15 protein-coding genes and 2 pseudogenes are annotated in these 20,071 nt (G+C 74.7%); 3 read left to right on the forward strand and 14 right to left on the reverse strand.

The genetic code is table 11. The features are described from left to right. Nucleotide 1 precedes the first annotated feature (1 nt). The 12 genes and pseudogenes from ACVJO7_RS07735 to ACVJO7_RS07790 all read right to left on the reverse strand — a co-directional run bounded on the left by ACVJO7_RS07735 (nucleotide 2) and on the right by ACVJO7_RS07790 (nucleotide 12,763). A complete protein-coding gene (locus ACVJO7_RS07735; protein ID WP_344024366.1) occupies nucleotides 2-331 on the reverse strand; it encodes a rhodanese-like domain-containing protein in 330 nt (109 codons plus the stop codon). A 387-nt stretch (nucleotides 332-718) separates the two neighbouring features. After that, a pseudogene (locus ACVJO7_RS07740) lies at nucleotides 719-2,311 on the reverse strand (monocarboxylic acid transporter); the annotation flags it as partial. Beyond that, nucleotides 2,308-2,664, reverse strand: coding sequence for a DUF485 domain-containing protein (locus ACVJO7_RS07745; RefSeq protein WP_344024116.1), 357 nt, complete (start codon nucleotides 2,662-2,664; stop codon nucleotides 2,308-2,310). The pseudogene ACVJO7_RS07740 and the gene ACVJO7_RS07745, both read right to left, overlap by 4 nt. Nucleotides 2,665-2,870: 206 nt before the next feature. Beyond that, nucleotides 2,871-4,628 carry a sodium/solute symporter gene (locus tag ACVJO7_RS07750; protein WP_491672295.1) on the reverse strand — a complete coding sequence of 586 codons (1,758 nt, stop codon included), beginning with the start codon at nucleotides 4,626-4,628 and terminating at the stop codon, nucleotides 2,871-2,873. Then, nucleotides 4,625-6,448: a hypothetical protein gene (locus tag ACVJO7_RS07755; protein WP_491672296.1), complete on the reverse strand. Its 1,824-nt coding sequence runs from the start codon at nucleotides 6,446-6,448 to the stop codon at nucleotides 4,625-4,627. The genes ACVJO7_RS07750 and ACVJO7_RS07755 overlap by 4 nt, the downstream gene beginning before the upstream one ends. Before the next feature lie 371 nt (nucleotides 6,449-6,819). Next, nucleotides 6,820-7,665 (reverse strand): LytR/AlgR family response regulator transcription factor, encoded by an 846-nt coding sequence (locus ACVJO7_RS07760; protein ID WP_491672297.1) that lies wholly within the window; start codon nucleotides 7,663-7,665, stop codon nucleotides 6,820-6,822. 171 nt (nucleotides 7,666-7,836) lie between these two features. After that, nucleotides 7,837-8,733 (reverse strand): S49 family peptidase, encoded by an 897-nt coding sequence (locus tag ACVJO7_RS07765; RefSeq protein ID WP_491672298.1) that lies wholly within the window; start codon nucleotides 8,731-8,733, stop codon nucleotides 7,837-7,839. Between the two features lie 101 nt (nucleotides 8,734-8,834). Further along, nucleotides 8,835-10,091 carry a sensor histidine kinase gene (locus tag ACVJO7_RS07770; RefSeq protein WP_491672299.1) on the reverse strand — a complete coding sequence of 419 codons (1,257 nt, stop codon included), beginning with the start codon at nucleotides 10,089-10,091 and terminating at the stop codon, nucleotides 8,835-8,837. A 21-nt stretch (nucleotides 10,092-10,112) separates the two neighbouring features. Further along, complete coding sequence (locus tag ACVJO7_RS07775) at nucleotides 10,113-10,988, reverse strand: DNA-formamidopyrimidine glycosylase family protein (protein ID WP_491672300.1); 876 nt, start codon at nucleotides 10,986-10,988, stop codon at nucleotides 10,113-10,115. Between the two features lie 26 nt (nucleotides 10,989-11,014). After that, nucleotides 11,015-11,455, reverse strand: a complete 441-nt coding sequence (locus ACVJO7_RS07780; protein ID WP_344024101.1) for a hypothetical protein — start codon at nucleotides 11,453-11,455, stop codon at nucleotides 11,015-11,017. Nucleotides 11,456-11,536: 81 nt separating this feature from the next. Further along, entirely contained in the window at nucleotides 11,537-12,130 is a 594-nt protein-coding gene (locus ACVJO7_RS07785; RefSeq protein ID WP_491672301.1) for a GNAT family N-acetyltransferase, read from the reverse strand. A gap of 51 nt (nucleotides 12,131-12,181) precedes the next feature. Continuing rightward, a complete protein-coding gene (locus tag ACVJO7_RS07790) occupies nucleotides 12,182-12,763 on the reverse strand; it encodes a cupin domain-containing protein (protein WP_491672302.1) in 582 nt (193 codons plus the stop codon). Between the two features lie 177 nt (nucleotides 12,764-12,940). Between ACVJO7_RS07790 and ACVJO7_RS07795 the strand changes: the two genes are divergently transcribed. The 3 genes and pseudogenes from ACVJO7_RS07795 (at nucleotide 12,941) to ACVJO7_RS07805 (ending at nucleotide 16,029) form a co-directional block, all read left to right on the forward strand. Further along, the gene (locus ACVJO7_RS07795; RefSeq protein ID WP_491672303.1) at nucleotides 12,941-13,318 is read left to right on the forward strand and encodes a MarR family winged helix-turn-helix transcriptional regulator; all 378 of its coding nucleotides are present in this window, start codon (nucleotides 12,941-12,943) and stop codon (nucleotides 13,316-13,318) included. A gap of 213 nt (nucleotides 13,319-13,531) precedes the next feature. Beyond that, nucleotides 13,532-14,661, forward strand: a pseudogene (locus ACVJO7_RS07800) (MDR family MFS transporter); the annotation flags it as partial. A gap of 408 nt (nucleotides 14,662-15,069) precedes the next feature. Further along, nucleotides 15,070-16,029 (forward strand): MSCRAMM family protein, encoded by a 960-nt coding sequence (locus tag ACVJO7_RS07805; protein WP_491672464.1) that lies wholly within the window; start codon nucleotides 15,070-15,072, stop codon nucleotides 16,027-16,029. Between the two features lie 333 nt (nucleotides 16,030-16,362). Here ACVJO7_RS07805 and ACVJO7_RS07810 read toward each other — a convergent pair whose 3' ends face one another. Next, nucleotides 16,363-18,168 carry a gamma-glutamyltransferase family protein gene (locus ACVJO7_RS07810; RefSeq protein WP_491672304.1) on the reverse strand — a complete coding sequence of 602 codons (1,806 nt, stop codon included), beginning with the start codon at nucleotides 18,166-18,168 and terminating at the stop codon, nucleotides 16,363-16,365. A gap of 10 nt (nucleotides 18,169-18,178) precedes the next feature. Continuing rightward, nucleotides 18,179-19,915: a TM0106 family RecB-like putative nuclease gene (locus ACVJO7_RS07815; protein ID WP_491672305.1), complete on the reverse strand. Its 1,737-nt coding sequence runs from the start codon at nucleotides 19,913-19,915 to the stop codon at nucleotides 18,179-18,181. Nucleotides 19,916-20,071: the final 156 nt, after the last annotated feature.

Genomic DNA, 20,071 nt, shown 5'->3' on the forward strand with positions numbered 1-20,071 from the left:
CTCAGGCGATCCGGGGCGCGCTGCCGTCGTCGGTGATCACGTCACGCCCGACGGCGGCCCAGTCCTGCATGCCGCCGGCCACGTTCACCGCCGGGAAGCCCTGCTGGTTCAGGTAGGCCACCACCCGGGCGGAACGGCCGCCGGACCGGCACACCACGTAGAGCGGATCGTCGCCCGGCACCTCCGACACCCGCCCCGCCAGCTCGGACATCGGGAGGTGGCGGGCGGACGGGGCGTGCCCGGCCGTCCACTCGTCGAGCTCGCGGACGTCCAGCATCGGGGCGTCGGGGGGCAGATCGGACACGCTGACGGTGGGCACCGGCTCGGACATGTCCGCCATCCTGCCACGCTGCACCGTCAACACCCGGTGAGAGACGGCGGCGTCCTACCGCGGTGGATCGTCGCGGTAGAGCGAGCCGTGCGGGATCGTCATCTCGTTCGGGTCCAGCGGGGGTTCGACCGGCCCGGCGTTCGCCGGGACCGGCCCCTGCCCGCCCGCCGCGTCGCCGCGCACCGACGGCGGCCGGTACGCGCCGGTCACGCCGGAACCGCCGAACAGGTCCCCGGCCTGCCTGCTGGTCGGCTGCCTGCGCTCCGGCGAGATCCCCGGCACCGCCCGCCCGGCGCGGCCGCCGTCGTCACCGCGGTAGGTCGGGATCGCACCGACCGAGGTGGCCGTCACCGGCTGCCGCTTCGGCTCCTCCTTCGGAGCCGTGGTGGCCCGGACCGCGCCCGCACCGGTCAGCGACCGGACCTCCATCTCGGCGTAGCGGACGGCGGCGAACCGCTCGGTGCCGCCGAGGAAGGTGCCCACGATCCCGAGCAGGAACGAGATCGGGATCGACACCAGGCCCGGGTTCGACAGCGGGAACACCGCGAAGTCGGCGCTCGGGATCATCGAGGTGGGCGAACCGGACACCGCGGGCGAGACCACGATCAGCCCGACACAGATGAGCACGCCGCCGTAGATGCTGCACAGCGCCCCGGTCGTGTTGAACCGCTTCCAGAACAGCGAGAACAGGATCGTCGGCAGGTTCGCCGACGCCGCGACGGCGAACGCCAGCGCGACCAGGAACGCGACGTTCTGGCCGTTGGCGATGATGCCGCCGCCGATCGCGACCAGCCCGATCACCAGCGCGGTGGTCCGGGCGACCCGCACCTCGGCGTCCGGCGTCACGTCGCCGCGGCGGATCACGTTCGCGTAGACGTCGTGCGCGAACGACGCCGACGCGGTGATCGTCAGCCCGGCGACGACCGCGAGGATCGTCGCGAACGCGACCGCCGCGATCAGGCCCAGCATGATCTCGCCGCCGAGCGCGTACGCGAGCAGCGGCGCCGCGTCGTTCTGGTTCTCCCGGGAGATCGTGCCCGGCGGGAGCAGCGCCATCGCGCCGTATCCGAGCACCAGCGTGAACAGGTAGAACGTGCCGATCAGCCAGATCGCCCAGACCACCGAGCGGCGGGCCTCCTTGGCCGAGGGCACGGTGTAGAAGCGCATCAGGATGTGCGGCAGGCCCGCGGTGCCGAGCACCAGCGCCAGCCCCAGCGAGATGAAGTCGACCTTGTTCGTGTACTGCAGGCCCGGGTCGAGCACCGCCTCGCCGTGCTCGGAGTTCTCGGTGGCCCGGTCCAGCACCGTGGACAGGTCGAAGCCGTACCGGCCGAGCACCCACGTCGTCATCACGGCGGAACCGACGAGCAGCAGGCCGGCCTTGATGATCTGCACCCAGGTGGTGCCCTTCATCCCGCCGAACAGCACGTAGACGACCATCAGACCGCCCACGACGACGATCACCATCGACTGCGAGAACGAGTCGTCCTTCGGGATCTGCAGCAGCAGCGAGATCAGTCCGCCGGCGCCGGCCATCTGCGCGATCAGGTAGAACAGCGAGACGACCAGGGTGGACGTCGCGGCGGCCGCGCGGACCGGGCGCTGGCGCATCCGGAACGCCAGCACGTCGCCCATCGTGAAGCGGCCGGTGTTGCGGAGCAGCTCGGCGACCAGCAGCAGCGCCATCAGCCAGCCGACGAGGAAGCCGATCGAGTAGAGGAACCCGTCGTAGCCGTAGAGCGCGATCGCGCCGGCGATCCCGAGGAACGACGCGGCGGACAGGAAGTCACCGGCGATCGCGGTGCCGTTCTGCGGGCCGGTGAACGCGTGCCCGCCGGTGTAGTAGTCGGCGCGGGTCGCGTTGGTGCGGCTGACCCGGAGCACGATCATCAGGGTCACGATCACGAACAGCAGGAAGAACCCGAGATTGGCGGTGACGCTGCCGACCGACTCGGCCTGCGCCAGCACGGTGCCGGTCATGCCCGCACCTCCGGGGACCCGGCGAGGCCGGTCTCGACCCGGGCGCGCAGCTCGGCGGCCGGGCCGTCGATCTCGCGCTCGGCGAACCGCACGTACAACGTGGTGATCACGAACGTGCTGACGAACTGGCCGAGGCCGACGAGCAGGCCGACCGTGATCGTCTCGCCGACCCGGATCGACATGAACCCGGGGGCGTAGCTGGCGAGTCCGACGAAGGCCAGGTACCAGGCCAGGAAGATCGCCGTCATGGGGAACACGTACCGGCGCAGCCGGGTACGGAAGGCCCGGAACTCCGGGCTGGCCTGGACCTGTTGGTACACGGTCCCGGCCGGGCCCTCAGCGGGGCTGCTCATGGCGCCGTTCACCGGCCTTTCGCGTCGTGCTGGCGGGGGGAGCCGGGCCCGCCGCGGCCGGTGGGCCGCGGGACACCCTTACCTCGCACAACGACGACGGACGCCCGGAGCGACGATCGAACGCACCGAACGGCGGAAAGTTGCCCGGTCCGGACCAACCATTCGGCCGATCCGGTCACGCGGGGTCATCGGGGACGGGCCCTCGATCAGGTTCGGTCGTCCAGCCTGTCACGCATAAGGCCCAGCCGTTCGGGTGCGTGGAGTCGCAACATCACCTGACCGGCATCCTCGGGACGGCGCGCCCGGGTGAGCAGCGAGACGGCGATCATCGTCGCGAACGCGAGCGGCACGCTCACGATCGCCGGCCGGTACAGCAGCACCTCGACCCAGCCGGCGGCCGGCCCGAGGAACCCGGTGTCCAGCCCGGCGAGCGCCGCGACCACCGCCGCGGCCGAGATGATCCCGCCGACCAGGACCCCGGCGATCGCGCCGACGTCGGTGAGGCCGCGCCACCAGATGCCGAGCACGAGCAGCGGGCAGAAGGTGGACGCCGCCACCGCGAAGACCAGTGCGACGGCCTCGGCGAAGTTCAGCCCGGTCGGCACCAGCGCCACCACAGTCGGCGGGATCCCGGCGAGCACGGTCGCCAGCGGGAACCGCCGCGCCATCCGCCCCTTGCCGGGCAGCACGTCGGTGGACATGACGCTGGCCAGGCTCACCAGCAGGCCGGACGCCGTCGACAGGAACGCCGCCCACGCCCCGGCCGCGACCAGCCCGGCGACCAGGGCGCCGAGCAGCCCGCTGCCCAGGATCGCGTTGGGCAGCAGCAGGACCGCGGCGTCCGACCGCCCGGTGACCAGCAGCTGCGGCGTGTAGACCCGGGACAGCATGCCGAGCAGCGTCACCAGGATGTAGAAGCCGCCGAGCATCGCGAGCACGACGACGGCGCTGCGCCGGGCCGCCCGGCCGTCGGAGTTTGTGTAGAAGCGGCCCAGCACGTGCGGCAGGCCCATGGTGCCGAGGAAGGTCGCCAGGATCAGCGAGTAGGTGCCCAGCAGCTGGTGCTCGCCGGAGCCGGCAAACGGGCGCAGCCAGCTCTCGTCGTCGGTGGGCGCGCCGCTGGTCACCGGCACCGGCTCGCCGGCCGCGAAGTCCAGCTCGGTGCCGGGTGCGATGTCGTGCGAGGACCCGGCGACCCAGCGCAGCGGGCCGTCGACCGGCACCCCGTCGACGGTGCCGCGGACGGTCACGTCGACCGAGAGCCGGATGTCGAGGACGACCGGCGTCGTCACCGAGACGGTGGTCGGCTCGCGGAACTCGGGCGGCTCGTTGCGGGCGAAGGTGTGCCCGTCGCCGAACCAGACGGCGAGCCCGATCACCGCCGGGACGGCCAGCGCGGTCAGCTTGAACCAGTACTGGAACGCCTGCACGAAGGTCACCGACCGCATGCCGCCGAACGCGACGGTGGCGAGCACGATCACGCCGGCCCCGGCCGAGCCGATCCAGTCCGGCAGCCCGGTCACGATGCCGAGGGTCAGGCCGGCGCCCTGCAGCTGGGGCAGCAGGTACAGCCAGCAGATCACCATGACGACGGCGGCGCAGACCCGCCGCAGCGCCGGTGAAGCGAGCCGGGCGTCGGCGAAGTCCGGCACCGTGTAGGCGCCGGAGCGGCGCAGCGGGGCCGCCACGAACAACAGCAGCAGCAGGTACCCGGCGGTGTAACCGACGGCGTACCAGAGCCCGTCGACGCCGTTGACCAGGATCAGCCCGGCGATCCCGAGGAACGACGCCGCGGACAGGTACTCGCCGGAGATCGCGCCGGCGTTCAACCGGGACGGCACGGTCCGGGAGGCGACCAGGAAGTCCGAGGTCAGCCGGGTCCGGTGGGCGATCGAGCCGATCACCGCGGATACCACGGCCACCAGGACGATCGCGACCAGCGACGCGATGGCGGTCAGGCTCACCGGTCCGCCACGTCGTCGGCGAAGTCCTGTTCGACCGACTCGGCCGAGCGCACGTACCACCAGCCCAGGCCGAGCAGGAACGGGTAGACGAGCAGGCCGAGCAGCAGCCAGGGCAGCCGGATGCCGACCACCTCGATCTCACCGAGCACCGGCAGCGCCATGAACAGCGCGGGCAGCATGCCGAGGGTGAACAGCGCGACCAGGCTCACCCGCAGGGCGAGCAGCAGCTGGGTCCGGACCAGCGAGTTGCGGAGCAGGGTGCCGACCGCGCCCGGGTCCTGCACGTCGGAGAGCCCGCGCGAGGAGTGCGCGGTGGACCGGCGCTCGGACAGCACGATGCGCACCCGGTTGCCGCCGGGGCCGTCGTCGGTGCCGGTGCCGTCCGGTTCCGGTGCGTCGGTCGGCGCCGCGGCGAACCGGCGGGGACGGGCGCCGGTGTAGGGCGCGAACGAGGTGGCCACCAGGTCGGCGCCCGGGTCCGGGGCCGGGGCGGGGGCGACCGGGGCGTTCAGGCCGGGGGCGCGCCAGATGACCTCGGTGCGTTCGGCGGCCGGGCCGCGCAGTTCGTCGTCCGGGTCCGGGTCGAGACGGAGGTCCGGATCGAGGTCCGGGTGCAGGTCAGGATCGTCCGGCAGGTCGTCGTCCACCGGCAGGCCGGGATCGGCGGGCGCAGCGGTGCCGGCCGGTTCGGCGGCCACCTCGCTGCTGCGGCGGCCGGCGGCGGTCCAGCGGGTCGGGACCGGCCTGGTCTCCGGGTGCTCCTCGGCGGCGGTGTCCGGGTCGGTGTCGGCGGGGCCCGCGTCGGCGGGGGCCGCACCGGCCACCCCGAGCAACGCGCTGCGGTCCGGGGCCCAGCCGTGGCTCCACTCCGAGGTCGCTCCGGGGATGCGCCGTGGCAGTCCGGCCGCGCCGGCGGCCGGCGGCCACTGCTTGCCGCTGTCGGCGGGGCGGGACGGGGGCCAGACGCCCTCGGCGGCGGAGTCGCGCAGGCCGGCCGGGGCGTAGGGATCGGGCACCATGGTGGAACGCGGCCGCGGGTGCGCGGCGCGCGCCCGGGGGTGCTGCGGTTCGCGGTGGTCCTCGTCGGCCGCCGGGCCGTCGGTCACTGGGCGGTCGGTCGCTGAGCCGCCGGGCGCCGGGCCATCGGTCACTGATCCGTCGGACGCTGAGCCGCCGGTCGCTGGGCCGGCCGGGGCCGGGCCGCCGGATTCCGGGTCCGTCCCGGTGGCTCCGCCGTCCGGGGCCGCGCCGGGGAGCGCGGCAGGCTCGGCCACCTCGGCCATCTCGGCGCCGGAACGCTCGGCGGCCGGCTCGACCCGGGCGTGCCTGCCGGACCCGCCCGCGCGGTCCGCGACCCGGCGCGCGATCTCCTGCTGCAGCCAGCTCGCGCCCTCGTCGGCGTCGGCCCCGGCGGCCTCGCGCCGGGCGCGACGCCGGGGGCGGTCCGCGGACCCGCTCGCCTCGGGGGCCGGGGGTGCGGCGGCCGGCTGCGCGGTGGGATCGGCGCTGGGGTGGGCAGTGGGATCGGCAGTGGGGTCGGCAGTGGGACCGGCAGTGGGGTCGGCAGTGCCGGCCGGCCCGGACGTGGACGTTCCGGCGTACCCGGCGGCGGGCTGACCGTTCCCGGCCGGCCCGGCCGCCGGATGCGCACCCCCGGCCTGTCCGGCCCGGGTGTCGGTGTACCCGGCCCACTCCTGCTCCGCCGCGGCCTGCTCGGTACCGGTCGGCGGGTCCACCGGCCGCGGAACGCCGCCGGAGAACGCCGGGCTGCGCGGCCGCGGGGCGACCGGGCCGGCGTGCGGGTGCCGACCGTCGGGCACGGGGCCCGGTGCCTCCGGCTGCATCCCGGCCGGCGCGGGCGATCCGTGGTGCCCGGGCTGCCCGGCCGACCCCGGCTGCCCGGCTGACACGGGGTGCCCTGATGGTCCGGACGACACAGCCGACACCGGCGGCACCTGCGGCGCGGAGGGCACGGCCGACACCGGCGATGCCGCCGACACCTGCGGCGCAGCGGGCGAACCGCCGTTGCGGTACGGGCCGGCGGCACCCGCGTTGCGGGCCGCACGGTTGGGCCACACCGCGCCGTTGCCCGGCGCGCCGCCGCCCGGGCCGGGCGAACCGTCGTGATCGTCCGGAGCCTGCTCCTGCGACTCCGGACGCACCGACGGCTGGACGCCGCCGGTGGACCTGCTCACCTCTGGCTCCACGCCTGCTTGGTCGCGCGGACGAGGCGGTCCTTCAGCTCACGGGTGTGCCGGCGGCTGACCGGCAGCTCGGCCGTCTCCGGCCCCGACCCGATCCGGACGACATACCCGGAACCGGCCAGCCGCAGCTCGGTGACCAGCGGTAGCGCGACCAGGAACGAGCGGTGGATCCGGACGAAACCGGCGTCCCGCCAGCGGTCCTCCAGCACCGACAGCGGGATCCGCACGAGGTGGCTGCCGTCGGTGGTGTGCAGCCGGGCGTAGTCGCCCTGGGCCTCGACGTAGCGCACGGCGGAGCGCGGCACCAGCTTCGTGGTACCGGCCAGCTCGACCGGGATCACCTCGTCGTCGCCGGAGTCGTCGCGGGCCTGCTCGACCGGCCCGGTCCGGCGGGTCGACAGGATGCGGTCCAGCGCGGCGGAGAGCCGCTCGGTGCGCAGCGGCTTGAGCAGGTAGTCGATGGCGCCGACGTCGTAGGCGTCGACGGCGCGGTCGTCGTGTGCGGTGACGAACACGATCGCCGGCTGGACGGCCATGTTCTTCAGCACCCTGGCGAGCTCAAGGCCGTCCAGGCCGGGCATCCGGATGTCGAGGAACACGGCGTCGATGTCGGTCTGCTCGGCGACGTCGCCGGGTCCGCCGGACGGCCCGCCCGCCGGGGCACTCGCCCGCCGCCCGTTCAGGATGCGCAGTGCCTCGGTGGACTCACCGGCCTTGAGGACGGTCGCGACACGCGCGTCCTCGTTCAGCAGGAATGCCATCTCCTCGAGCGCGGGCTGCTCGTCGTCCACCGCGAGCACGACCAGTCCCCGAGTGGTGTCGTTGCTGTCCACGATCTCCTCATCCTGCTTCCGGTCCCGGACCGGGATCCGATCGACCTCGATGATCGCCCTGCGCCGCGACCATGGTGACGTGCCGACGCGCGGAGTGCCAGGGCACGAACCGGATCGGTGACCGTCCGGACACGTGGCGACGTCCCCGGGCGGTGCCGCTGACCGGTCGTCTCACAGCCCGAACCGCGCCCAGGTCGCCCTGGCCTCGATCGCGGCGAGAAGCTCCGACCCGATCACCGCCGGATCCACTCCCGGGTGACCGAGCGACGCGGCGCCGCCCGCGCCCAGCCGGGCCAGCAACGGCTTGCGCGCCTCGACCGGGCGCTGCTCCGCCTCCGGGAACCGCTCGGCGAGCACCTCGTGCGCGGCGCCGATGCCGTCGATCAGCCCGAGCTCGCGGGCCCGCTCGCCCAGCCACACCTCGCCGTCGAACAGTTCGGTGCCGGTCGCGAGCCGGTCACCGCGCCGGTCCCGGACCCAGCTCACGAAGCGCTCGTGCAGCTGTTCCTGCAGGCCGGTCAGCCAGGCGACGTCCTCGGGCTTCTCCGGCAGGAACGGGTCCAGCCGGGACTTCGACCCGCCCGCGGTGTGCAGCCGCCGGGTGACGCCCCACCGGTCGATCAGGCCGTCCAGCCCGAATCCGGCGCTGACCACGCCGATCGAGCCGACGATCGAGGTCGAGCAGGCGTAGATCTCGTCGGCCGCGCAGGCCAGCCAGTACCCGCCGGACGCGGCGACGTCCTCGCAGAACGCGAGCACCGGCACGTCGTTCTCCGCGGCCAGGGCCCGGATCCGGTCGCCGATCAGCTGCGACTGGGTGGGCGACCCACCCGGCGAGTTGATCACCAGGGCGACCGCGGCGAGCCGGTCCGGTGCGAACGCGCGCTCCAGCACCTTCTCCACCGACGCGGCGTTGAGCACCTGCCGGGGGACCGGCGCAGCCTGGGCACTGATCACGCCGTGCAGCCGCACCACGGACACCACCGGGGGGCCGACCGCGCCGACGGACTCACCGAGTCGGCCCGGCAGCCGCGAGGTCACCGCGGCGGGAATGCGCAGGACGTCCATGCGATCCCACCGTACGCGGGAGCGCTCCGTGACGTGGCGTGACCGGTTCGGCACATCGCGGCGTGTCGCCGCTCACCCGTGCGGCCCAGCGCCACCGCCGTTCAGGCGCGGATGCCGGCCCGGAACTTCGGGACCCGCAGGGTGATCTTCATACCGGCGCCGATGTTGGTGTCGACGACCAGGCCGAAGTTGTCCCCGAAGGCCGACCGCATGCGGTCGTCGACGTTGCCCAGGCCGACGTGCGCGCCGGACAGGTGGGCGTCGTCGAGGTCCTCGTTGAGCCGGGCCGGGTCCATGCCGACGCCGTCGTCCTCGACGACGATCACGCACTCGGAGCCGGCGTTCTCCGCCCGGATGGTGACCGTGCCGCCGTTCGGCTTGCCGGACAGCCCGTGCCGCACCGCGTTCTCCACCAGCGGCTGCAGCGCGAGGAAGGGCAGCACGACGTTCTGCACCTCGGGATCGATCTGCAGCCGGATGTTGAGCCGGTTGCCGAACCGGGCCTTCTCCAGCCGGACGTAGCGCTCGATGTTGGTGAGCTCGTCGATCAGCGTCGTGTACTCGCCTGCCGACCGGAACGAGTAGCGGGTGAAGTCGGCGAACTCGATCAGCAGCTCGCGGGCGCGGGCCGGGTCGGTCCGGATGAACGACGCGATGGTGGTCAGCGCGTTGTAGACGAAGTGCGGCGAGATCTGGGCCCGCAGCGCCCGCACCTCGGCCCGGTTCAGCCGGGCCCGGGAGTCGTCGAGCTCGGCGAGCTCCAGCTGGCTGGACACGTAGCGGGCGACCTCGCCGGTCGCCCGCAGCACCGGCGGCCCGGCGGTGGCCGGGGTGAGCGCGGCGAGCGTGCCGATGATGTTGCCGTCGCTCTCCAGCGGCACCACGACGATGCCGCGCACCTCGCAGCCGGGCTGGTTGCACTTGATCGAGGTGTGGCTCATCAGCTCCATCCGGCCGGTCGAGATGACCCGGTCGGCGAGCGTCTGCACGTCCTGCTGGTGCTGGTCGGCGCTGCCGTCCCAGCCGAGCACGGTGGCCCGGGAGTCGGTCATCGCCATCGCCGTGCTCTCCAGCAGCTGGCGCAGGTAGGGCAGCGCCTGCGACGCGGAGCGCTGGGAGAGCCCCTCCCGCAGCACCGGGGCGGCGAGCGCCACCGTGTGCAGCGCCGAGAAGGTGGCCTTGGCGAGCGGGGAGACCATGTTGTTGCGGCGGTTGCGCTGCCACAGGAACACGAACGCCGCGATGACCAGCACCACCACCGCGACGATCAGCAGCAGCACCAGGGACGGGGCCAGCTCCGTCTGCCCGTCGACGACGGCGACGGCGAGATCCACCGCTCCCCCGACCGTGCTGCTCACCGCTGCGCCTCCTGGGACGACCTACCTCACCAGCCGGGACAACCGGCGGTCCGCAAGCGGCTTGCCACCAGTCTGGCAGGTCGGACAGTACTGGAACGATCTCTCGGCGAACGACACCTCCCGGACGGTGTCGCCGCACACGGGGCAGGGCAGTCCGGTGCGGGCGTGCACCCGCAGACCGGAGCGCTTCTCGCCCTTCAGTTCGGCGGCGCCCTGCCCCACGGACCGTTCGACGGCGTCGGTCAGCACCGCGTGCAGCGCGGCGGACAGCCGGTCCCGGGCCGCCTCGTCGAGCCGGGCGCCGACGGCGTACGGCGAGAGCCGCGCGGTGTGCAGGATCTCGTCGGAGTAGGCGTTGCCGATCCCGGCCAGCGTCCGCTGGTCGGTGAGCAGCGTCTTGAGCCGGCGGTTGTCGCCGTCGAGCAGCTCGCCGAGCCCGGCCCGGGTCAGCTCCAGCGCGTCCGGCCCCAGTCGCGCGATCCCGGGGACCTGCGCCGGGTCCGTCACCAGGTACACGGCGAGCCGCTTCTGGGTGCCTGCCTCGGTGAGGTCGAAACCCGGCCCGCCGACCGCGTCGAGATGCACCCGCAGCTGCAACGGGCCGCGGCCCGGCTTCGGCGGGGTGGCGCCCGCGGTGGCGTGCCAGCGCAGCCAGCCGGCCCGCGACAGGTGCGTGACCAGGTGCACCGGCTCGTCCGGCCGGTCGGCGAAGTCCACCGACAGGAACTTCCCGAACCGCGACGCGCCCGTCACCACCCGGCCGGTCAGCGCGGAGACCGGCGGGTCGAAGGTCTTCAGCGCGCTCATCGAGGCCAGGTCCACCCGGGCCACCGGGCGGTACACGGCGTGCTCGCGCAGGTGGTGTGCGAGGGCCTCCACCTCCGGCAGTTCGGGCACGGTGACTCCTCGGGGCTCGTCGGCTCCTAGTTGATGGGTTGCAGCGGGCTGTCCGCGTGGCCCGGGGTGGACCGGTTCTTCAGGCTGCGGATCACGACCTTGGTCTCCTCGCGGGCGGTGGCGAGCCCGCGCACCATCCCGGTCCACTTCTCCGGCGGCAGGTCGTAGCCGCCCTGCGTCTTCGCGGTGATCGTGAACGGGCGCCGCAGCAGCCAGCGGACCGGGAAGAAGCCGAGCCCGACGATCACGACCAGCCAGTAGAACCAGGGGAAGACCACGGCGCTCGGCGCCCAGACCAGCAGAACCAGCCAGAACAGGGCGAGCGCGGACAGGATGAGCACGACCGCGCCGTTACCGGCGTCGACGTCGTGCTCGAACTCGTCGCCGACGGCGGGAGTGGTCCACTCGATCCGCCGCTGCACCTGCCACTCGCGGTAGTCCGCCGCGATGACCGTCTTCGTCGCCATCCATCCCGTCCCGGGTTCCACGCCCTGCCCCGTGCACCGCCGATGTTCCCACAGCGCACCGACAGAACCGAGCGACGCGCGTCAGCGGGGCGGCCGGACCATCGCCCAGGTGCGCGGACCGCCGTGCGGCAGGTCGAGCTCGGCGGTGACGGCGAAGCCCAGCCGCCGGTAGATGTCCACGTTGACCGGCGAGGACGTCTCCAGGAATGCCGCCCGCCGGGCGGCGTCCGCGGCGGCCAGCCCGGGGGTGAGCACCGCCCGGCCGTACCCGAGGCCCTGCCGGGACGGCCGGACGCCGACCGGGGCCAGGAACCAGAACGCCCCGGACGGCCGGAGCCGGGCCAGCGCGTCCTCGACGTCGGTGGCCACCGCGGCCCGGTCGCCGGCCAGCTCGGCGAGCCGCGGCGCCGACCGGGTCAGCGCCTCCTCCACGGCGGGGCCGGGCACCGTCCAGACGGCGACCGCGTCGATCCCGTCCGGGCCGTCGACCACGTGCACCTGCCCGTGCGGCAGGCCGACCTCCCGGATCAGCAGCTCGTGGCAGCCGCGCAGCCGCCGGAGATGGTCGTCGGCGGCGATGGTGTGCCGGGTGAACGGGTAGTCGGCGAAGGCGTCGGACAGTACGTCCGCGCAACCGTCGAGATCGGCGGGGGTGGCCTCGCGGGCGGTACGCACGGGTACCGAGGCTACGGAGCCGGGAGCCCGGGGACCGACCGCGTTTCCCGGTCAGCAGGCCGGCTCGACCGGCTCCCGCTCCGGGATCCCGGGCGCGAGCAGCTGCGACCGGGTCAGCACCACCGGCTCGGGCCCGTCGTTGCGCAGCTCGTTGGGTTCGCCGTCGCCGATGAAGAACGCCTCGCCGGTCCGGAAGGTCTGCGGTTCGCACCGCCCGGCCCGCTGCACGGTGAGCTCGCCGGACCGGACCGCGGAGGTCGCCGTGCCGGGGTGCCGGATCCAGCCGGTGACCTGGCCGGGCTGCAGCACCTCGGTGCGCACCAGCAGCTCCGCGGGCCCGGGGGTGCTGATCTCGATCGGCCGCTCCAGGAAGCCCCGGGTGTCCGAGCCGGCCTGCGCGACCGGTGCGCCGGGCACCCCGGGCAGCGCGGTGCCGGTCGGGTCGTCGGGGCTGCCGGGGCCGGTGCCCGGCGGCGCGGGCTCGGTCGTCCTGGGTGCGGCCGGCGACGCGGCGCCTGCCGGATCGGCGGACTCGTGCCCCAGCTGCCCGGGCTGGGCGCAGCCGGCGAGCAGGGCCGCGACGGCGACCAGCAGCGCCGGTCCGGCGAGGGCGGGACGGGGACGGGTGCGCACGGCGGTCCTCCCGGGGAGCGAGGCGGATCGCCGCGAGGCTAGTGCCCGCCGCCGGACGGCACCGGGGCGCACCCCTGCGTGACACACGTCACCGCAATCGTGTTGCGTTGTGCAATGCCGAAGCGCATAGTTGCGCGGGTCAACTAGTTGCGTGATACATGCAAGTGGAGAGCTGCGATGTCCACCGCTGCACCCGCCTCCCGGGATCCGGCCACCACACCGGAAACGGGGGATCCCGACCTGGCGCTCGCCGACACCGTCGTCCGCCAGCTGTTCCTGCTCACCCGGCAGGTGAAGCGGTCGGCCGAGCGGCACCGCCCCGAGATGATCGTCGACATGGCCGGCTACCACCTGCTGGCCCACCTGAGCTTCGGCGGGCCGCAACGGGCCGTCGAGGTCGCGGCGACGCTGCACTCCGATCCGTCGACCATCAGCCGCCAGGTCACCGCACTGGTGAAGGCCGGGCTGGTGGAGCGCCGCGCCGACCCGGGCGACGGACGGGCGTCCCTGCTCGCCGCCACCGACGAGGGCTTCCGCGTGATCGAGACCGAGTGACGCCGCCGGGCCCGGGTCATCGCCGAGGTGCTCGCCGGGTGGGACGCCCCCGACCGCGAGGCGCTGACCGGCCTGCTCGGCCGGTTCCTCGACGACTACCAGACCTTCGAAGCACGGGAGTCCTGAATGTCCACAGCCGCCGCCGCGTCCCGCGCGGACGGGGAGCTGACACACCGCCAGATCCTCACCGTCCTCGGCGGGCTGATGCTGGGCATGTTCCTGGCCGCCCTGGACCAGACGGTCGTCTCGACCGCCATCCGCACCATCGCCGACGACCTGCAGGGCCTGTCCATGCAGGCCTGGGCCACCACCGCGTTCCTGATCACCAGCACGATCACGACGCCGCTCTACGGCAAGCTGTCCGACATCTTCGGCCGCAAGCCGCTGTTCATGACCGCGATCTCGATCTTCCTGATCGGCTCGGTCGCCTGCACCCTGGCCTGGTCGATGTACTCCCTCGCCGCGTTCCGGGCGCTGCAGGGACTCGGCGCGGGCGGCCTGATGTCGCTGGCGCTGACCTCCTGGGTGACATCGTCCCGCCCCGGGAACGGGCCCGCTACCAGGGCTACTTCCTGGCCGTGTTCGGTACGTCCAGCGTGATCGGACCGGTCGTCGGCGGGTTGCTGTCCGGGGTGGACACCATCTTGGGGATCGACGGCTGGCGGTGGATCTTCCTGGTCAACGTCCCGATCGGGCTGATCGCGCTGGTCGTCGTCCAGCGGGTGCTCAACGTCCCGCACGTGCCGCGACCGGCCCGGATCGACTGGCCCGGCGCGCTCGCGCTGACCCTGTGCCTGGTGCCGCTGCTGATCGTCGCCGAGCAGGGCCGCGAGTGGGGCTGGGGCTCCCCGACCTCGATCGTCTACTACGTCGTCGGCGTGATCGGGCTGGGCCTGTTCCTGCTCGCCGAGCGCACCTACGGCGACGCGGCGCTGCTGCCGCTGCGACTGTTCCGGACCGGCATCTTCTCGCTGGCCAGCGTGATCAACCTGCTGATCGGCATGGCGATGTTCGGCGGGATCGCGCTGCTCCCGCAGTTCCTGCAGATCGTGCACGGCGCGACGCCGATCGAGGCCGGCCTGATGATGCTGCCGCTGATGGGCGGGATCATGGTCGCCTCGATCACCTCCGGCCAGCTGACCTCGCGCACCGGCCGCTACAAGATCTTCCCGGTGCTCGGCACCGCGTTCATGACGATCGCGATGCTGCTGCTCTGGCGGACGGTCACCCCGCAGATCCCGATCTGGCAGCTCGACCTGACGATGGCGCTGCTCGGCCTCGGCCTCGGCCTGTGCATGCAGACCCTGGTGCTGGCGGTGCAGAACGCGATGCCCGCCCGCGACATGGGCGTCACCACCTCGTCGGTCACCTTCTTCCGGCAGATGGGCGGCACGCTGGGCACCGCGGTGTTCCTGTCCGTGGTGTTCTCGACCGCGGGCGACCGGATCGGCGACGCCATCCGGTCCGCGCTGGGCACCGGGACGTTCCGGGCCGCGCTCACCGATCCCGCCGTCGTCGCCGATCCGGCGAACCGCGCCGTCGTCGACGGGCTGACCGGCGGGCAGCCGGGCGGGCTCAGCGCCGCGGTGTTGAGCGACTCGTCGTTCCTGCAGCAGATCGACCCGCGACTGGCCGCGCCGTTCCAGGAGGGCTTCACCAGCTCGATGACGCTCGCGTTCCTGATCGCCGGCTGCGTCGCGGCGGCCGCGTTCGTGCTGGTGCTGTTCCTGCGGGAGCTGCCGCTGCGGACGATGTCCGGCGCCCAGGCGGCCCGGGCCGAGGCCGAGGCGGACGCCGCCGCCGTGCCCACCGGCGAGATCTCCGCCGTGGCACCGGCACCGGCTCCGGCGCCCGCCGGCCGGATCCCCCGGCACGAACGGGAGGACCCGGTCCCGGCCATCGCCGGCCGCGTGACACACACCGGTGCGGGCGGCCCGGCCACCGTGACCGCGCTGCGGCTGTCCGGCGAGCAGATCGGCCGGACCCGGACCGACGACGACGGCCACTACCGGCTCGCGCTCGACGACTCCGGCCGGGTGCTGGTCGTCGTCGCCGCCGGGACGCTGCCGCCGCACGCCGCGACGGTCACGACCGGGCCGGGCACCGTCGTCCGGCACGACGTGCGGCTCACCGCCGGGAGCGGGATCGGGGGCACCGTCCGGGACCCGTCCGGCGCCGGGGTCGCCCGGGTGACGGTCTCGCTGATCGACCGCGACGGCGACGTCGTCACCGCGGCCGAGTCCGCCGACTCCGGCCGGTACACGCTCAACGCGGTGCCACCGGGGCACTACGTCCTGGCCGCGGCCGGGGAGAGCGTCGATCCGGTGGCGATCGGGCTGGACGTCCCGGCCGACGGAGGCGTGACGCAGGACGTGCGGCTGCCCGAGCGCTCCCGGCTGACCGGGCGGGTGACCGCGGCCCCGGACGGCATGCCGGTGGCGCAGGCCATCGCGACCCTGATCGACGCCGACGGGGCGGTCGTCGGGTCCCGGCTCTCCGACGCCGACGGCACGTTCACCTTCGAGGGCCTGGCCCCGGGCAGCTACACGCTCGCGACCAGCGGGTATCCACCGGTGGCCGCCGTCGTGTCGCTGGAGCCGGGCCGGGTCACGCACTCCGACGTGGCGTTCCCGCCCCCGCTGGGGGACGCCGTCGGGCGCAACGGCAACGGACGGCACGTCGGGGAGCGGCCGCCGGAGGGGGCCCGGTAGCGGCGGCCGGTTCCGCCCGGCTTCGCACCCCTGCCTCTGCGTCGCACCCGCTGGAACAGGTGCGAGGCCGAGGCAGGGGTGCGAGGTCGCGAGCCGGAGGTGCGGCGCACCCCGGCACCCACGGCGCACCCCGGCACCCACGGCGCACCCCGGCACCCACCACGCGGCGCGGCACCGACCACGAGGTGCGGCACCGACCACGCAGTGCGACGCCTGCGCACCCGGGGGTACGAGCACGCACCACCACGAGTCACGCGCGACGACGAGCACACGCGAGCACGCGCGAGCACGCGTCAGTCGCAGCCGACGACCGCGAGGCTCCGCGGCGCCGGGTTACAGCGCGATCGCCCCGGCCACCCCCGACCGGGGATCGGCGGCGGCGTGCAGCGCCCCCGCCCCTCCCCCGCCGGGCAGCACCGCGCCCCGGCCGACCGCACACATCCGGCCCAGCTCCCAGGGGCCCGCGTCGTCCACCAGATGCCCGCGCCGGGACAGCTCGGCCAGGGTCGCGGCGCCGAGCCGGGACTCCACGACCAGGCCGTGCGCCTCCCAGCCGCGCGGTGCGAACGAGCCGGGGAACGCCGTGGAGTGCCAGGCCGGCGCGTCGATCGCGGCCTGCAGGTCCAGTCCGCCGTGGATCATCGCGAGCAGGAAGCACAGCTGCCACTGGTCCTGCTGGTCGCCGCCGGGCGTGCCGAACGCGGCGGCCGGCTCGCCGTCGCGGAAGGCCAGCGACGGGCTGAGCGTGGTCCGCGGCATCCGGCCGGGGACCAGCGAGCTGGGCAGGCCCTCCTCCAGCCAGAACATCTGCCCGCGGGTGCCGAGGCAGAAGCCGAGCGCCGGCACGGTCGGCGAGGACTGCAGCCAGCCGCCGGACGGCGTCACCGAGACCATGTTCCCGGCGGCGTCGACGACGTCGACGTGCACGGTGTCCCCGCGGGTGACGCCCTGCCTGCCGACCGTCGGCTCGCCCGAGCCGGGGCCGTCGGTGCCGGTCGACCGGCCCGCACCCGGGGTCGCCGCGTACGCCCCGATCCGGGGCTCCCGCCCGCCGGGCGAGCCGGGTCGCAGCGTGCCGTCGGAGGCCGGGCCGATCAGCGCGCGCCGGGCGTCGGTGTAGCCGTCGGAGAGCAGCTCGTCGAGCGGCACCGGCGCCGAGTCGCCGTACCAGGCCTCCCGGTCGGCGAACGCCAGCTTCGCCGCCTCGGCCGCGACGTGCACGGTGTCCGCGGTCGCCACCCCGCCCGGCAGCTCCAGGTCCACACCGGACAGCAGGCGCAGCTGCTGCAGCAGCACCGGGCCCTGCGACCACGCCGCGCACTTGGCGACCGACCAGCCGTTCCCGGCGTCGGCGACGACCGCGGGCTCGTAGTGCGACGACCACGACGCCAGGTCGTCGGCGGTCAGCAGTCCGGCGTGGTCGCGCCCGGTCTCGTCGCGGACCGGGGTGCGGACGAAGCGGTCGATCTCCTCGGCGACGAAGCCGCGGTACCAGGCGTCGCGGGCGGCGTCGATCCGCGCCTCGCGGGACGGGCCGGTCGCCGCGTCGAGCAGCCGCCGCCAGGTCGCGGCCAGCGCGGGCAGCCGCACGATCTCGCCCGGCCCGGGGATCCGGCCGTCGGGCAGCCAGGTCGCGGCCGTTCCCGGCCAGTGCGCGGTGACGTGCTCGGCGACCGCGGCCAGCACCTGCGGGACCCGCGGGAGCAGCGGGAACCCGGACGCGGCGTAGCCCAGCGCCGGCTCCAGCACGTCGGCGAGCTCCCAGGTGCCGTGGTCGCGCAGGAGGGTCAGCCAGCCGTCCCACGCGCCCGGCACGGTCGCCGGGAGCAGGCCGGTGCCGGGGACGATCTCGCACCCCTCGGCGCGCAACCGCTCCGGTGTCGCGGCGGCCGGGGCGACGCCCTGGGCGCACAGCACCGTCGGGGCCGGGTCGGCCGCGGTGACGAACACGGCGGGCAGCTCGCCGCCGGGCCCGCACAGGTGCGGCTCGACCACCTGCAGGACGAACCCGCAGGCGGCGGCCGCGTCGAAGGCGTTGCCGCCGCGGGCGAGCACGGACGCCGCCGCGGCGGTGCCCAGATGGTGGGTGCTGCTGACCGCTCCGCGCGGCCCGATCCGGTCGTACGTACGGGGTGCCACGCCCGCATCCTCACACGGCGGGCGGCGCCAGCTCGCTCACCAGGGGGACCTCCAGCACCCGGTCCGACGACATCCACTCCCGCAGCACCTGCGTGGCCAGCACGTCGTCGGTGTTGTACCCGAGCAGCCGCTCCCGCTGCACCGGATCGGGCTCGCCGCCCTCCAGCGCGACGGCGTCCCGGTACCAGCGCATCGAGTTCTCGCCGCCGGCCTCCGGATCGCGCCACCCGAACCCGGCGGCGGGCGCGATCTTCTTCAGGCCCTTGCCGTGCGCGCACAGGAACCAGCGCGACACCACGCCGTAGAGATCCACCCAGGACGGGTCGGAGATGAACTCGCGCACCGCCCGCTCGGTCGGCACGCCGGGCATCCCGGCGAACCGCTGCGCCGAGGACAGCATCCAGCGGTTCTCGGCCTGCTCGTTGTAGCAGTACGCGGCGAACGACCGGCCCGAGCCGGCCGTGATCGCCCGGATCCCGGACAGCCAGGTCCAGAACTCGCCGAACGAGCGCCCCTCGTCGGGGGTGGGGAGCGGCTCCCAGGTGGCGAACGCCCGGTACCCCGGCTCGGGATCGCGGTCGCGCCGGCCGCCCGGGTAGGACAGCAGCACCCCCCACAGGTAGGCGCCGGACTCGCCGAAGCTCTCCATGTCGATGTCGATCTCGACGTCGCCGCGCGGGACCGGCACCCGCGGCACCCGGCGGGCGACCGCGAGCCCCTGGCCGCGGGCCCTGGCCAGCGCCACCAGGTCGGTGAACGGCGGCCCGGGCAGCGGCACGGCGAGCGCGGCGGGCGGCGCGGCCGGGTCGAGCGCCGCCAGGCCGGCGACCGTGCTCACACCGGCCCCGCGCAGCAGCCGCGCCGTCTCCCCGTGCGCGACCAGGCTCACGTCATCGACGGCCGTCAGCTCGGCCTCGCAGGTCGGCCACCACGGGCAGCGGCGGCACTCGGTGATCCGGGACGGCGCGGCCAGCGCGGGCCCCCCGGCGGCGGCGGACCGGGCCACCGCGGACCGGTCGGCGAACCGGACGTCGTACTCGTCGAGGGTGTGCCGCCCGCCCGGCCAGTGACCGGCCCGCAGGTCGTGCCACACGACGACGTCGGCGTCCAGCCCGATCACCCCGCCCAGCCGCGGCGCCGACTCCGGCGGCGCCCAGCCCGCCGCCTCCAGCAGCCGGGTGAGCTGGGCGAGCTCGAGCAGGTCGCGCGGCTGGGAGCGGACCTTGCGGTCCGGGTCGTGCCGGGCGCGCTGCGGCCACGGATCGGTGACGGCGGTGGTGCGGGCGCCCTCGCCCGGATCGGTGATCCGGCGGCGGACCACCAGCACCGGGACGTAGCCGCCGCCGGGCACCCGGACCAGCAGCTCGGCGCCGCCGCGCCGGTCGCCGTCGAGCGGCAGGACCGCCCCCCAGATCATCGCCGCCCCGGCCGCGACCAGCTCGGCGGTGCGCGCGGCGCGCGCGGCCCGGACGCCGCCCTCCCCGGGCTCCGGCCCGGCCGCGCCCGACGGCCAGGCGCTCGCCCAGTCGGCCCCCCACACCTCGGCCAGCAGCTCGCCGATCCGCACCCGGTGCGCCGCCGCGTCCGCCCGGCGCTGCTCGATCGCCGGGTCGGGCAGCGCGCGGGGCGCACCGGCGGCGGACGGGTCGTGATCCAGGTGCACCCGCCTGCGGCACCCGCTGAGCGCCGCCGCGTCCAGCAGGACGCGTGGCGCGGTACGGGATCCGGTCGGGGTGCTCACGGACATCGAGGGTAGAGACCACCCCCGACACTTCCGACGGGTGCCGATCGGCCACCGGTCAGGTCACTCGCCGGTGTCGGGCCTGCGCGCCCGGTGGCGCGGGCCCTAGGCTGCGGCGACGATAATGCCGATCACGTGCGGTCGACCGGACCTGGAGGACAC

This window comes from Pseudonocardia sp. DxW (assembly GCF_058448985.1).

Coding starts and splice junctions, on each gene's coding strand:
- ACVJO7_RS07735 (WP_344024366.1), bottom strand. CDS start 331: ATGTCCGAGCCGGTGCCCACCGTCAGCGTGTCCGATCTGCCCCCCGAC.
- ACVJO7_RS07805 (WP_491672464.1), top strand. CDS start 15,070: ATGTCCGGCGCCCAGGCGGCCCGGGCCGAGGCCGAGGCGGACGCCGCC.
- ACVJO7_RS07780 (WP_344024101.1), bottom strand. CDS start 11,455: ATGGCGACGAAGACGGTCATCGCGGCGGACTACCGCGAGTGGCAGGTG.
- ACVJO7_RS07745 (WP_344024116.1), bottom strand. CDS start 2,664: ATGAGCAGCCCCGCTGAGGGCCCGGCCGGGACCGTGTACCAACAGGTC.
- ACVJO7_RS07815 (WP_491672305.1), bottom strand. CDS start 19,915: ATGTCCGTGAGCACCCCGACCGGATCCCGTACCGCGCCACGCGTCCTG.
- ACVJO7_RS07795 (WP_491672303.1), top strand. CDS start 12,941: ATGTCCACCGCTGCACCCGCCTCCCGGGATCCGGCCACCACACCGGAA.
- ACVJO7_RS07765 (WP_491672298.1), bottom strand. CDS start 8,733: ATGGACGTCCTGCGCATTCCCGCCGCGGTGACCTCGCGGCTGCCGGGC.